We start from the raw sequence: 13852 nt of genomic DNA, 5'->3' as shown, positions 1-13852 counted from the left end.
GATTCCGCTCGTCCCGGATCACACCGAACCCCGTACCGGGCCTCCCTCCGTCCCCGCCCGGCGGCGCACCCCGTCGCCAGTGCGCCGAGCGAGATCGCCCCGTTGAGACGCCGACGAACCGCGAGGACACTTACCGGCCGCCCAGGGACCGAGGGACTGAAGGACCGAAGAACGGCACATCGTCACGGCATCCGAGACGCCTGCCCCCGGGCCTCCGCCCCCGGCTCCCTCCCGTTCACCCCTCGACCGGTCCTGCCCTCGCCCGACGGCTCGGTCGTCGCCGCAGCGGCGGGCGAACGCCGGCCGGACGGCAACCTCGGCCCCGTTCTGGAAGGCCTCCTGGGCGCCGAGGCCGTACTGGCCGCCCCGCGGGAAGACCTCCTGTGCGGGGCGGCCCCGCACGCTGTCCCCGGAAGCCGTCGCGGTGGCGGGAGAGACGGACGTCTCAGACGTCGTCCCCCTGTTGCTGTTACGTGCGGACGCGTTCACCGCCGCGACGGACTGAGCCCCTACTTCCCCGGGGACTCCCCCGCCGCCTGCGCCGCCTCTCGTGCCACCTCCTCCAGCCGTGCCACGTACGTCTCCCACGAAACCCCCTCGACCGGAGACAGGTTCTCGTTGCCCTGCTGGAGACCCGCGCTCCCGTCGATCAGTTCCCGGACGATGTCCGCGTGCCCGCCGTGCCGGTTCGTCTCCGCGAGCATGTGGACCAGGATGCGGTGCAGCGAGACTTCGCTCCGCTCCTTCGGCCAGTGCGGCACATGGCCGGTGGCGTCCCACTCCAGGGCCTCGATGGTGGCGTCCGCGTGCGCACACGCCTTGCGGTAGAGGCCGACGACGAAAGCGTGGGACTCGTCGGCGGTCGCCCACATGTCCACGCTGGGATCGTCGTCGAAGTCCTCCAGCCACGGCATCGGCTCGGCCGTGAACGGGCGCCCGAAGGTGTCACCGAAGTACGCGACTTCGCAGCCCGCCAGGTGCTTGAGCAGCCCCAGCAGGTTGGTGCCGGTGGGGGTCAGAGGCCGTCGGACGTCGTACTCCGACAGCCCTTCGACCTTCCACAGCAGCGCTTCCCGGGCGGACTTGAGGTAACGGTGCAGGTCCTTCTTGGGATCGGTCTCAGTCATGTGCGACACCTTCCCACCCCCCACTGACATCCGGTGTCCGCGGTACCCCCGTCACCCGCCGACGTACTCCGCGAGGTGCTCGCCCGTGAGCGTGGACCGGGCGGCGACGAGTTCGGCGGGCGTTCCCTGGAAAACGATCCGGCCGCCGTCGTGCCCCGCCCCGGGCCCGAGGTCGATGATCCAGTCGGCGTGCGCCATGACCGCCTGATGGTGTTCGACGACGACGACCGACTTACCGGATTCCACGAGCCGGTCGAGCAGCCCCAGCAACTGCTCGACGTCGGCGAGGTGCAGGCCCGCGGTCGGCTCGTCGAGGACGTACACACCGCCCTTCTCCCCCATATGAGTGGCCAGCTTGAGCCGTTGGCGCTCACCGCCGGACAGGGTCGTCAGCGGCTGACCGAGGCTGAGGTAACCGAGGCCGACATCGGCGAGCCGGGCCAGGATGCGGTGTGCGGCGGGTGTGCTCGCCTCCCCGGATCCGAAGAACTCCTCGGCCTGCGCCACCGACATCGCCAGCACCTCGCTGATGTCGCGCCCGCCGAGCTCGTACTCCAGCACCGACGCCTGAAACCGCTTCCCCTCGCACTCCTCGCAGGGCGTGGAGACGCTCGCCATCACCCCCAGGTCGGTGTAGATGACGCCGATGCCGTTGCACTCGGGGCAGGCGCCCTCGGAGTTGGCGCTGAACAAGGCGGGCTTCACCCCGTTGGCCTTCGCGAAGGCCTTGCGGATCGGGTCGAGGAGCCCGGTGTACGTCGCCGGATTGCTCCGCCGCGAGCCGCGGATCGGACCCTGGTCGATCGACACCACCCCCTCCCCCGCCGGAATCGACCCGTGCACCAGGGAGCTCTTGCCCGACCCGGCCACGCCGGTGACGACGGTGAGCACCCCGAGCGGGATGTCGACGTCGATGTCGCGCAGGTTGTGCGCCGACGCACCGCGGATCTCCAGCATCCCGGTGGGCCGGCGCACCGCCGCCTTGAGCGAGGCGCGGTCGTCGAAGTGGCGGCCGGTGACCGTTCCGCTCTTGCGCAGTCCGTCGACGGTTCCCTCGAAGCAGACGGTGCCGCCCTGCGTACCCGCGCCGGGACCGAGATCGACCACATGGTCGGCGATGGCGATCGTCTCGGGCTTGTGCTCCACGACGAGCACGGTGTTGCCCTTGTCCCGCAGCCTGAGCAGCAGGTCGTTCATGCGCTCGATGTCGTGCGGGTGCAGGCCGATGGTGGGCTCGTCGAACACATAGGTGACGTCGGTCAGCGAGGAACCGAGGTGGCGGATCATCTTGACGCGCTGGGCCTCGCCGCCCGAGAGCGTGCCAGCCGGACGATCGAGCGCCAGGTAGCCGAGCCCGATTTCCACGAACGAGTCGAGAGTGTGCTGCAGCGCCGTCAGCAGCGGGCCCACGGAGGGCTCCCGGAGACCGCAGACCCATTCGGCGAGGTCCCTGATCTCCATGGCGCAGGCGTCGGCGATGCTGAGCTTCTTGATCTTCGAGGACCGGGCCGTCGCACTGAGCCGGGCCGTCGCACTCGGAACAGGTGGTGAAGGTGACCGCGCGGTCCACGAAGTCCCGGATGTGCGGCTGCATCGCTTCCCTGTCCTTGGACAGGAACGACTTCTGGATCTTGGGGATCAGGCCTTCGTAGGTGAGGTTCACCCCTTCGACCTTCACCTTGACCGGTTCGTGGTGGAGGAAGTCCTGCATCTCCTCCTCGGTGAACTCGCGGATCGGCTTGTTCGGGTCGAGGAGACCGGACTCCGCGTACACGCGCACCGTCCAGAAGCTGTCCGACTTCCATCCGGGGATGGTGAACGCGCCCTCGGCCAGCGACTTGGTGTCGTCGTAGAGCTGGGTGAGGTCGATGTCCGAGACCGCGCCGCGGCCCTCGCAGCGGGTGCACATGCCGCCGGTGCGGTTGAACGTCGCCTTGACCGTCTTCTTCGCCCCCTTCTCTACGGTGATGGCTCCGCTCGCCCGCACGGAGGCGACGTTGAAGGCGAAAGCGCTGGGCGAGCCGATGCGCGGTTCGCCGAGCCTGCTGAAGAGGATGCGCAGCATCGCGTTGGCGTCGGTGGCGGTGCTGGCCGTGGAGCGGGGGTCGGCTCCCATGCGCTGCTGGTCGACGACGATGGCGGTGGTCAGTCCGTCGAGTACGTCGACCTCCGGGCGGGCCTGCGTCGGCATGAAGCCCTGCACGAAAGCGCTGTACGTCTCATTGATCAGCCGCTGCGACTCGGCGGCGATCGTGGCGAACACCAACGAGCTCTTGCCCGACCCCGAGACCCCGGTGAACACCGTCAGCCGGCGCTTGGGAATGTCGACGCTGACGTCCTTGAGGTTGTTCTCGCGTGCCCCGTGCACACGGATCACGTCATGACTGTCGGCGACGTGCGGCACGGACGCGCCCGCGTCCGCTCTCCTGGCCCTGCTCATCGTGGTGCCTCCATGTGGGGTGCGACCGCCTTCACGGCCTACCGGCCTACGACGACATCCGCCGGCCCGATCGGCCCGATCGGCCCGATCGGTCCGATCCGGCTTCGGACCCCGCGGTTCGAGCAACGCCGGGAGCTTCCCATGATGAACGCGGGACACGACAACAGCCCGCTCTCCGTCCGATCGGCGGTGCCCGCGCCGAAGGGAAGCCCTCAGCTTCCCCCGGGCAACCTCAGCGCGCGCAGGACACGCTCCCTGCGGGCCTCCCGCGCCTTCGGTGTCAGGGCTTGCAGCAGCGGAAGGATCAACTGGTAGCGCGTTGTCCTGTCCAGCGCGTCGAAGGCCCTCTTCGCCTCGGGGTCGGCGTCGAGCTCCGCCGCCAGATCGGGCGGCGCGACGGCGTTCTTCTGGGATTCGTACGCCTTCGTCCAGCGGCCGTCCTCCTGCGCCCTGCGCACCTCGGCCATTCCGGGCTCGCGCATCCGCCCCTGCGTGAGCAGCACCGCCACCTTGTCGACGTTGACCTGCGACCACAGGCTCCTCGGCCGCCTCGGCACGTACCGCTGGAGATAGTGGTCCCCGTCGAGCGAGCGACGCTGTCCGGAGATCCAGCCGAAGCACAGTCCGGTGTCGACGAGTTCGTCGTCGGTGACGGATGGGATTCCTGACTTCTTCTTCGCCACCTTGACCCAAACGCCTTCCTGGCGGCCGAAGTTGTCCTCCAGCCAGCTTTCGAAGGCCTTCCCGTCCAGGAAGGCGCGGACCTCGACGCCATCGATCGGATCAAGCCCGCTGCCCCCGCCTGCTCCACCGTTCTCCGTCATGCGGACAGGTTATGGGGAGGCCCTTTCTGCGGTCTTCATGACGGTCGGACCCATGGTTCTCCCTTCTACGCCTCTACGCCTCTACGCCTCTACGCCTCTGGATTAAATACGGAGCAGCACTGTATCGTTTCTGCATGACGATCGACCCTGCCGCTCCTCCTCCCCGCCCACCCGGGCGCCCTCGCAGCCGTGAGGCGGACGAGGCGATCCTCGCCGCAGCGCTGGACCTGCTGATCGAACGGGGTGGCGGCGCGACCAGCATCGAGCAGATCGCCCGCCGTGCGGGGGTCACGCGGGCGACCGTGTACCGCCGGTTCCCGAACCTGACGGAACTCCTGGTGCACGCCATCGAGTGGGAGTACCGGAACACCACCCCCGAAGCACTGAGCTGGCCGGACGTGCCTGCCATGGTCCGGGACTGGGCCCGCCACCTCAGTGAACCCCGTTCCCGCCGGCTCGTCCGCCGCCTGTACGGAACGGTGGACGACCTGCCCGAGCTGCTGCGCGCCTACGACGCGGCCTACGGAAGTCACCGCGGCCGCGCCGTCCGTAACACCCTTGAGCACGCCAGTGCCGCAGGTGAGCTGCCCCCGCACTGCGACCCGGAGACCCTCCAACTGGTACTCAGCGGCGCGGCACTTCAGCACCTGGCTGCGTATCCCGACACCACCGCCGCCCAGGACGTCGAGGCGTACTTCCTCGCCGTCCTCCGGCAGGTCGGTTTCCCCTCCCCTCCCCCTGCCCACTCCACTCCCCCGCGAAGGAGCACCTCACGATGACGCAGGACAACACTCCGGCAGACATGTCATGGCTCAGCCAGGACATCCGACGAGCCCGCCGACAAGGCACGGAAGGGCTCGCCCGCCGTCAACGCGCCCGGCTGGCCGACGCCGTGGCCCGGGCCCGTGCCGGGTCCCCGTACTACCGCGATCTCTACCGGGGCCTCCCCCGGCGGGTGGACAACCCAGCTCTCCTCCCCGTCACTGACAAGCGCCGGTTAATGGAGCGGTTCGACGACTGGTCGACCGACCGGGAGATCACGTACGACAACATCCGCGCCTTCGTCGACGACCCCGAACAGATCGGGCAGCCCTTCCTGGGCAGGTACATGGTGGCCACCACCTCCGGAACCAGCGGCCGACGCGGGCTGTTCGTACTCGACGACCGGTACCTGAACGTGGGTGCCGCACTCATGTCACAGGCCCTCACCACCTGGCTGGGACCCTCGGGCATCCTGCGGGCTGCGGCCCGAGGCGGCCGATTCGCTCAACTCGTGGCAGTGGGCGGGCATTACGTGGGATTCGCCGGCAACCGTCGCGCGGCCCGCGAAGGAGGCTGGCGCAACAAGATCCTTCGCGTCTTCTCCGTCCACACCCCGCTGCCCGAACTGGTCGCCCAGCTCAACGCATACCGGCCGGCCGTCATCATCGGCTACACCAGCACGATCATGCTGCTCACCGCGGAGAGGGAAGCCGGGCGCCTGACGATCGACCCCGTACTACTGCAACCGGCAGGCGAGACCATGACCACGGCGGACGTGAACCGGACAGCCGCAGCCTTCGGCGGCCGCACCGCTGTCCGCACCGCCTACGGAGCCACCGAGTGCACCTATCTCAGCTATAGCTGCGCGCAGGGCTGGTACCACGTCAACTCCGACTGGGCCGTGGTGGAACCGGTCGAGGCGGACTACCGGCCGACCCCACCCGGCCAGTACTCGCACACCGTCCTCGTCACCAACCTCGCCAACCGTGTGCAACCGTTCCTTCGGTACGACCTCGGGGACAGCGTCCTCCTGAAGCCGACGCCCTGCCGCTGCGGCAGCCCACTGCCCGCGATCCGAGTGCAGGGCCGGGCGGGCGACATCCTGACCTTCCCCGGTGCCTCCGGCGAAGAAGTACGGCTCAGTCCGCTGGCACTCAGCACGCTCTTCGACCGCACGCCCGGAGTGGAGTTGTTCCAGATCGTCCAGACCGCCCCCTCCGTACTCCGCGTTCGACTGCGACTGACCGGGGGTGCGTTGCCAGATGAAGTCTGGGGCTCGGTGGAGACGGAGCTGAAGGTGTTGTCCGCGGACAACAACCTCGGCGAGCTGACCATCGTGCGAGCCCCGGAACCTCCTCAGCAGTCGCCCGGTGGCAAGTACCGGACCGTGATCCCCCTCTCTGAAGGCTCCTGAGTCACTACCAAGCCCTCACAGGAAGCCAAAAACGCCCAGGAGGGCCACTGAGAGCCTCCCGCAGCGGCGATGACCCCATCACACCAGCCCTCGTGAGTTCGGGCCTCTGAGCGCCCATTCTGTGGGCCGATTTTTGTCCGGATTCGCGAAAATTGCGTCTCTCGTCGATTTTGGGGTCGCCAATGGACCACCGCGACCCCGGCTGTTGTCCGCGGACAACACATGCGCTTGTTGTCCGCGGACAACAACGGGTGCCCTTGCTCATTCACTCGGCGGCCGCTCCTGCTGTTTGCTCGACGTCACCTGGTGGTGCGCGCGCCGCCGTTCACATTCAGAACCTGCCCGGTGATGTGCCGGGCAGCCGGCGACGCCAGGAAGGCCACGGCGCCCACGATGTCCGCGGGCACTCCTGCCCTGCCGGTTGCGGTGGCGTCGATCAGAGCGCTGCGCCGGTCGTCGAAGAGGCGGTCACGGAAGAACTCCGTGTCGGCGATGTAGCCGGGCGACACCACGTTTGCCGTGACGCCGCGGGGCCCGAGTTCTGCCGCGACGTTCAGGTTCCAGTTGGCGAGCGCGGCCTTGGCCGCACCGTAGGAACCTGAAGCCTGGTCGGCCGCGATGGATCCGATCTGCACCACCGCCGCCCCTGCCGACAGCCGTGACTCCAGGGCCTTGGTCGTCAGAGCGGCACTGATCAGATTCGCCTCCAAGTTGGCCCGGAACGCCTGGGCATACGACGCCAGGTCGGGCTCCGCTTCGGATGCTCGGTCGAAGTCGGTATTGCCTCCGGCATTGTTGATCAGTACGTCGATCCTCCCAGGAAGTCCCTCCCGGAGCCGCTGAAGCGCCTCCGGGTCCGTGTGGTCGCAGGACACGGCACGCATCTTCTTGTTCCGTGCAGCCACCTCGTTCAGGGGCCCGGGCCGTCGTCCCGTGATCACGACCGTGTCTCCCTGGGCCGCGAAGTGTTCGGCGACAGCACGGCCGATGCCCGTTCCGCCACCCGTCACCAGGATGGTGCGTGACATACGATGCCTCCCAGAACTTGCCGTTCAGACCTAAATTTAGATCTAAACGTAAACAGAGGAGCGGTGCTTTGGCAAGAGAACCAGTGAAGGCGGGCAAGGACGAGCGGTACCCGACGGACAGCGCTTCGGGCTATCCGGTCCAGGACATCGCAGCCGCCTGGGTACGTGAACGCCCCGGCACACCCGTCTCCTCCATCGGAATCGTCACCCCGATCTGGCGGCTCGCCAAGCTCCTCGGCGACGACCGCAGGCGCGTTCTCGCGCAAGCGGGAGTGGACGCAGCCACCCTCGACCTTCTCAGCGTGCTGCGGAGGAGCGGTCCCCCTTACACCCTCAGCACCCGAGAGCTCAGTCGCCGCTCCTTGGTCACGGCGGGGGCCATCTCCCAGCGAATCGCCCGAGCGGAACGCGAAGGCCTGGTAACGCGCCGTCCGGGCGAAGGACGCCCTCGCACGGTCGACGTCACACTGTCCCGGGCCGGACACGACCTGGTCGAGGAGACCGTCGACCAGGTGCTGGGAAGGGAGGCCGAGCTGATCGGTGGCCTCGACAGTGAACAACAGGACCGGCTCACGGAGCTCCTCCAACTCCTTCTCCAGGACGTACAGCACCGGCTCGGTGACACCCGCATCACCCACGTCGGCGAAGACTGAGCACGCGTGGTGTTGTCCGCGGACAACAGAATCAGCACACCGCTGAGGACAACGGCGGGTCTGAGACGTTGTCCGCGGACAACAGAACCGGCACACCACCGAGGGCAATAACGGGGTTGAGTTGTTGTCCGCGGACAACGAGAGCGGCATACCGCCAAGAACGGCAACAGGGCTGAAACGTTGTCCGCGGACAACGGGACCGGCACACCACCAAGCGCGATGGTGGAGCTGAAACGTTGTCCGCGGACAACAGGACCGGCGCATCACCGGAGGAGAGCAGCGCGGATCCGAGATGTTGTCCGCGGACAACAGAGCCGAAGCGCTTCGAGCAACCAGGCTCTGGGGTGTTGTCCGCGGACAACAGCAAGCTCCAGCAAGTTCGTGGAGGCCCGGGCCGACCGACCCGGGAAGTGAATCAGCGCGCCGATCGGACCGCCGGGGGAGAGGAGTGCCGGAAGAAGCGGTGATCGTCGGCGGGCATTGATTCGATCAGGCCTGTGCTGCGGAGCAGGACGTCGAGAGCACGTTGCGGGTCCGCGCTGTACATACCGCTCGCCCAGGCAGCGTTCGCTTCGATCGCTGCCCACTGTCCATCGGTCCGACCGACGTCCACGACGATGGCGGAGGGCAACGTCGTACCGCACGCGGACAGCAGGTCCGTACCGAAAGCAGACGCGTCCTGGCTCAGCGGGCCGACGCTCAGCCGCCCGTGTTCCGCGTACCTGCTTCCGGTGTGGACCGTCCCGTCGAGCAGGTACAGCCGGTATTCGACGGTGAACTCCACGACATCACTGACCAGTACCGGCGTTTCCGCGTCGATCTCGTCGGCCTCCGGCAGGCGTGATCCGTCGGTGTAGACCATGGCGCGGATCCGCTTGTCGTTGGGCGACTTGATGAACGCGGGCCGCCGCAGTTCCCGAGCCTGGCGGAGCGGCATGAGAGTGATGTCCCGCTGAGTGAAAGCACGGGGCAACCGGGCCAGCCAGTCCTCGGGGGCTTGGAGAAGCGCGATGCCGAGTACGGGTGCCACCACGTCCGCGAAACTGGGCCCCGCATGGATGTGCTCGGCTCGCAACCCGGGAGGCACTTGAAAGGTGGGCAGTTGCTCCGTGGACAGTCCACGCTCCCGCGCGGCCTCACGCATCGTACGGGCGGACGCGGTGAGTCGGGGCGGCAGAACGAGCGTGGTGTTGTCCATCGGCTCAGTATTGCTGCGGGGTGCGCGGGGGAGAGGGGCAAGCCTGTTCCTCGCTCCGCGTAGAGAACGCCGAAGGGGCACGCCCCGGCATGGTCGACCGGATACGTGCCCCTTCGATTCGGTGGGGACGCCTCACATGTGCTGGTGCAGTTCCTCGATCAGCGCGATGAGTTCTTCACTGCTGAGCCCTGCGGCCAGGGTGCGGGCCTGTTCCTTCGGCGTGGCACCGAGCTGCCGTACCAGTTGTCGGGCAGCGACGGATCGTACGGATGCAGTGTCCACGTCGCCGTCTCCGGACGCGTCACTGTCGTCATGGAGAGCGACGCTGTCGGTGGTCGGGGCAGCCGCGCGGGGGGAGTTGTTGTCCGCGGACAACAACTCGGCTTCCGGCACGGTCCGCACGGGGGCGGGCGTCGGGGCGGGGCTTTCGACGGGCTCGGGGGCGGGAGCCGGGACCGCGACAGGAGCCGCGGCTTCAGTCGGTACGGGCGCGGCGGACTCGGACACACGCGGAGCAGGGGCGTCCTGCCACACCGGCTGCGGCATGTTGTCCGCGGACAACACTTTCTCAGCCTCGGCCTGCTCCGCCGCGAGCTCGGCGTTCTTCTGCGTGAGGGCCTCTTCGACGCTGCTCCGGCCCCGGCGTTTGATCGCTTCGGCGGCCGCCTTGACTTCCTCGCGGGCTCGGGCCTCCTGCTCCCGGTGGTCATGGAGGTACTGGAGAAGGGCCGGCACGCTGAGTCCGGGTTCCTCCTTCAACCGCCGTGCCAGCAACCGCCCGTCCCGCTCGGGCAGAGAGCCCGTGCTGAGCATGTTCTGCAGGTCCTGGGGGAGGTCCAGCAGCGCGAGCTGATTGGTGATCCAGGAGCGGTCCCGACCCAGACGCTTCGCGGCCCGCGCCCGGGCGCCCGAGGGAGACTCCTCGCTGCACACCAGCACCAACTGCTGCACGCCCCGGGCGCGTTCGACGACATCGAAGTCCTCGCGCTCCAGGTTCTCCTTCAGCAGGTGGTCTATGAAGGCCTCGCGCGAGGACGCCAGGTCGTCCCGTACGACGAAGTCCAGTGACTCCAGGCCCACATGCAGGGCGCACCGGTAGCGGCGCTCGCCGTTGATCAGGACGTACTGAGCGTCGTCGATGGCCAGTTCGTGCTGCGGCCACACCTTGAGGTAGGCCTTGCGGGAGATGGCCACACAGGCGGCGAGCTGGGTGTTGCGCAGCTCTTCGCCGAAGCGGGTCATCTCCTCCTCCGTGCCGAAGTTGCGGCGCGGGTTGAGGGGGGTCGGGGCGACTTCTTCCAGTCGGATGCGGGACAGCTCGTACTCCGGCACATCGCCCTGGACGAGCGCCTTGGCGCGTCCACGGGCGCTTCGGCCGCGCGGTACGCCACCGAAGGAGGAACCGGTGCCGAGGCGGTCGGCGACGCTCATGAGGTGATCCTCCGTGCGATGGTGCGCATGATCTCGGACTGTTCGCAGTCGGGCGCGTAGCTGAGGAGTGGCTGCTTGAGGCGGACGGCCTCGCGCTGCTCCTTGCGCTCCGGCATGATGCCGATGACCGGCGGGTCACCGATCGCCTTCCAACTGTCCAGGGAGGAGGTGGCGATGTAGCCCTTGCGGCTGTCGTACATGTTGACGATGAAGCCGAGCATGGTGATCTCGACCTCCATGTCCGCGGTCAGATCCTGGATCTGGTCGTAGAGCATGTCGTAGGCGTCCGCGGACGAGTCCTCCGCGAGCACCGGCACGAAGACTCCACAGGTCTCCGGTTCCTCGTCCTCGCGGGTGCGGCAGTAGTAGAGCGCGGTGTCCATGGAGTAGCCGAGGCTGGGCGGGCAGTCGACGACGATGTAGTCGAACTCCTTCTCCAGCGGCTCCATGGCCTTCTCCAGGGCGGTCTCCTTGACCCGCACGAAGCGGCTGGTGGCCAGCTTCGCGTCGAGCAGGAAGGCGTCCTTGCACGCGGGCAGCAGGAACAGCCGACCCGCGAAGCCGCTCTCCTCTATCGGGACGAGGAGCTCGCGCAGGTCGCCTTTGGCCTCGCCGAGCATGTGCTTGGCGAGGCTCGGCTCCTCGATGTCGAAGAGCTGGTAGCCGAGTTGCTTGGTGAGGTGGCCCTGCGGGTCGAAGTCGATGAGCAGGACGCGGTTGCCGGCCTCGGCCAGGGCCTGGGCCACACCGGAGGACGTGGCCGTCTTGCCGACGCCGCCCTTCTGGTTGCCGAAGATGATGCGCCGGGCGCCGTTGGGGCGGGCGGGCCGACGGGGGGAGGGGTGGGCTCCGAGCCACAGGCGGATGGCCTGGGCGATGCCCTGGTTGAAGGGGAGGCCGCGTTCCTTGCAGTCGTCCTTGAACTCCCCGTACAGGCCGGTGGGGAGGTACGTCGAGAAGGAGCTGCCGCCGGTCGTGTCGACGACGGGGTGCTCGGAGGCGTCCGAACGCCACGCCTGCACCCCTTCGGTGACGGCGTCCTTGATGTCGACGCCCAACTCGGCTGCTCTGATCTTGAGTTCTTGGCGCAGGGAGGCGGGAAGCTTCGCCACTACCTTTTCCCGGTCGTCCGGGGCGTATGGGACGGTCATGCGGTTACCTTACTCACCTCCGGGGAGTTTTGGGTGACATGGGTGGGACCGACGGGCTGCGTGTCGGGTGGCAGGACCGGTTCTTGACGGTACGTGAGGGGTGCGGAACCCCCTGGCCAGGCCGAAGGAACGGGGTCCTGGCCGGTTCGCCACAGCCCCTCGCAGATCGGAGAATTCCCTCACACTCCGGCGACCAGCATTCCGCCCATGGCCACCATGGTGACCGCCACCACTGCGTCAAGCACCCGCCAGGCCCCCGGCTTTGCCAGCAGACCGCTCAGCAGGCGCGCCCCGTAGCCCAGGCCGGCGAACCAGGTCAGGCTCGCCAGCATCGCTCCCGCGCCGAAGGCCCACCGCAGAGAGCCGTGATCGGAGGCGACCGAACCGAGCAGGAGGACGGTGTCGAGGTAGACGTGGGGGTTGAGCCAGGTCATGGCGAGGCAGGTGAGCACGGCCGCACGGGCGGAGCCGGTCGCCTTGCCGGTCGTGGTGAGAGCGGCCTCGGGGGAGGGGCGCAGGACTCGTCGGGCGGCCAGGACTCCGTACGTGATCAGGAAGGCACCGCCGGCGAGGCCCACCACGGTCAGGGCGGCGGGCCAGGCCGTGACGAACGCGCCGACGCCTGTCACTCCGAGCGCGATGAGAACGGCGTCGGAGACGGCGCAGATCGCGACCACCGCGAGGACCGCATGACGGTGTACTCCCTGTCGCAGAACAAACGCGTTCTGCGCTCCGATGGCGACGATGAGGGCGAGACCCGTTCCGAAACCCGCGAGCACTGCGGCGACGATCCCTGAGGTGCTGTCTGTCATGGTGTCGACGCTAGGGAGCGGCGTGGATTCAGTCCAGCTAAAGATTCTTACGTACCATTAGCGCTCGTGATGGAAGAACTTCCCCTGGACCAGGTCAACACCCTTCTCGCGGTCGTCGACGAGGGCACTTTCGACGCTGCCGCTGCCGCCCTGCACGTCACGCCCTCTGCCGTCAGCCAGCGCATCAAGGCTTTGGAACAGCGCACCGGGCGCGTGCTGTTGATGCGGTCGAAGCCGGTGCGGCCCACCGATTCGGGGCAGGTGATCGTGCGGTTCGCCCGTCAGCTCGCGCTGCTGGAGCGGGGTGCGCGCACCGAGCTGGGACTGACGTCGGAGCCCGGGGGGCGACAGGGACCGACACGGCTGGCCGTCGCCGTGAACGCCGATTCGCTCGCGACCTGGTTCCTGCCCTCTCTGACCCGGGTTCCGCGGGAACCCGCGATCTGCTTCGAGTTGCACCGTGAGGACGAGGGCCACACCACCGCCCTGCTGCGCGAAGGCCAGGTGATGGCAGCGGTGACCTCGTCGCCCGATCCCGTGGCGGGATGCAGCGTGCGAGCCCTGGGTCGGGCCCGGTACCTGCCGGTGGCCAGTCCGGAGTTCGAGGAACGGTACCTGGCGTCGGGACGGCTGGTGGACCGGCTCCGGGAGGCCCCGGTGATGTCCTTCGACCGACGGGACGCACTTCAGGACGTCTTCGTGCGCTCGCTGGGCGGGACTGATGCCCCGCTGCCCACTGCGGGCGCCTTCCGGCACTACATGCCGACCTCCGAGGGTTTCTGTGCCTCTGTGGTCGCCGGGCTCGGCTGGGGGCTCGTACCGGAGGCCCACGCACTGCCTCTGCTGCGGTCGGGGGCGCTGACGCTCCTTGCGACCGACCGCACGATGGACGTCCCGTTGTTCTGGCAGCAGTGGAAGCTCGACTCGCCGGCCCTGGCGGCGGTCGCGGCGGCGGTGGCCGCCACCGCCGCCGAGGAGTTGCTGCCACCGGGGTGACGGGCGGACGCCGGCC

Annotated in this window: 11 protein-coding genes and 1 pseudogene; 4 read left to right on the top strand and 8 right to left on the bottom strand. The window is 68.3% G+C overall.

What is annotated here, in order from left to right:
* Window positions 1–509 precede the first annotated feature (509 nt).
* The 3 genes and pseudogenes from ACIP93_RS30230 to ACIP93_RS30220 all read right to left on the bottom strand — a co-directional run bounded on the left by ACIP93_RS30230 (window position 510) and on the right by ACIP93_RS30220 (window position 4391).
* Window positions 510–1127 carry a DinB family protein gene (locus ACIP93_RS30230; protein ID WP_401763762.1) on the bottom strand — a complete coding sequence of 206 codons (618 nt, stop codon included), beginning with the start codon at window positions 1125–1127 and terminating at the stop codon, window positions 510–512.
* A 51-nt stretch (window positions 1128–1178) separates the two neighbouring features.
* A pseudogene (locus tag ACIP93_RS30225) lies at window positions 1179–3567 on the bottom strand (ATP-binding cassette domain-containing protein).
* A gap of 212 nt (window positions 3568–3779) precedes the next feature.
* Window positions 3780–4391: a YdeI family protein gene (locus ACIP93_RS30220; RefSeq protein ID WP_401763759.1), complete on the bottom strand. Its 612-nt coding sequence runs from the start codon at window positions 4389–4391 to the stop codon at window positions 3780–3782.
* 134 nt (window positions 4392–4525) lie between these two features.
* On the opposite strand from ACIP93_RS30220, the gene ACIP93_RS30215 reads away from it, so the two are divergent.
* Entirely contained in the window at window positions 4526–5170 is a 645-nt protein-coding gene (locus ACIP93_RS30215; RefSeq protein WP_401763757.1) for a TetR/AcrR family transcriptional regulator, read from the top strand.
* A complete protein-coding gene (locus ACIP93_RS30210) occupies window positions 5167–6567 on the top strand; it encodes a phenylacetate--CoA ligase family protein (RefSeq protein ID WP_401763754.1) in 1401 nt (466 codons plus the stop codon). The genes ACIP93_RS30215 and ACIP93_RS30210 overlap by 4 nt, the downstream gene beginning before the upstream one ends.
* A 299-nt stretch (window positions 6568–6866) precedes the next feature.
* Here ACIP93_RS30210 and ACIP93_RS30205 read toward each other — a convergent pair whose 3' ends face one another.
* Window positions 6867–7595 (bottom strand): SDR family NAD(P)-dependent oxidoreductase, encoded by a 729-nt coding sequence (locus tag ACIP93_RS30205; protein ID WP_401763751.1) that lies wholly within the window; start codon window positions 7593–7595, stop codon window positions 6867–6869.
* A 68-nt stretch (window positions 7596–7663) separates the two neighbouring features.
* Here ACIP93_RS30205 and ACIP93_RS30200 point away from each other — a divergent pair, with 68 nt between their 5' ends.
* On the top strand, window positions 7664–8248 hold the full coding sequence (locus tag ACIP93_RS30200) for a MarR family winged helix-turn-helix transcriptional regulator (RefSeq protein ID WP_401763748.1): 585 nt from the start codon (window positions 7664–7666) through the stop codon (window positions 8246–8248).
* Between the two features lie 415 nt (window positions 8249–8663).
* On the opposite strand, the gene ACIP93_RS30195 is transcribed toward ACIP93_RS30200, so the two are convergent.
* The 4 genes from ACIP93_RS30195 to ACIP93_RS30180 all read right to left on the bottom strand — a co-directional run bounded on the left by ACIP93_RS30195 (window position 8664) and on the right by ACIP93_RS30180 (window position 12840).
* Complete coding sequence (locus tag ACIP93_RS30195; RefSeq protein ID WP_401763745.1) at window positions 8664–9446, bottom strand: ATP-grasp domain-containing protein; 783 nt, start codon at window positions 9444–9446, stop codon at window positions 8664–8666.
* A gap of 132 nt (window positions 9447–9578) precedes the next feature.
* Entirely contained in the window at window positions 9579–10877 is a 1299-nt protein-coding gene (locus tag ACIP93_RS30190) for a ParB/RepB/Spo0J family partition protein (RefSeq protein WP_401763742.1), read from the bottom strand.
* Window positions 10874–12028, bottom strand: coding sequence for a ParA family protein (locus ACIP93_RS30185; protein ID WP_345227652.1), 1155 nt, complete (start codon window positions 12026–12028; stop codon window positions 10874–10876). The genes ACIP93_RS30190 and ACIP93_RS30185 overlap by 4 nt, the downstream gene beginning before the upstream one ends.
* 179 nt (window positions 12029–12207) lie before the next feature.
* Complete coding sequence (locus ACIP93_RS30180) at window positions 12208–12840, bottom strand: LysE/ArgO family amino acid transporter (protein ID WP_401763738.1); 633 nt, start codon at window positions 12838–12840, stop codon at window positions 12208–12210.
* A 69-nt stretch (window positions 12841–12909) separates the two neighbouring features.
* Here ACIP93_RS30180 and ACIP93_RS30175 point away from each other — a divergent pair, with 69 nt between their 5' ends.
* On the top strand, window positions 12910–13836 hold the full coding sequence (locus ACIP93_RS30175; RefSeq protein WP_401763735.1) for a LysR family transcriptional regulator ArgP: 927 nt from the start codon (window positions 12910–12912) through the stop codon (window positions 13834–13836).
* The last annotated feature ends 16 nt before the right edge of the window (window positions 13837–13852 follow it).

The sequence above is a fragment of the Streptomyces sp. NPDC088745 genome (genome assembly GCF_044751045.1).
GTDB lineage: Bacteria > Actinomycetota > Actinomycetes > Streptomycetales > Streptomycetaceae > Streptomyces > Streptomyces cremeus.
Note: the sequence above shows the minus strand (reverse complement) of the source record. Positions and strands in the feature narration are given on the sequence as shown.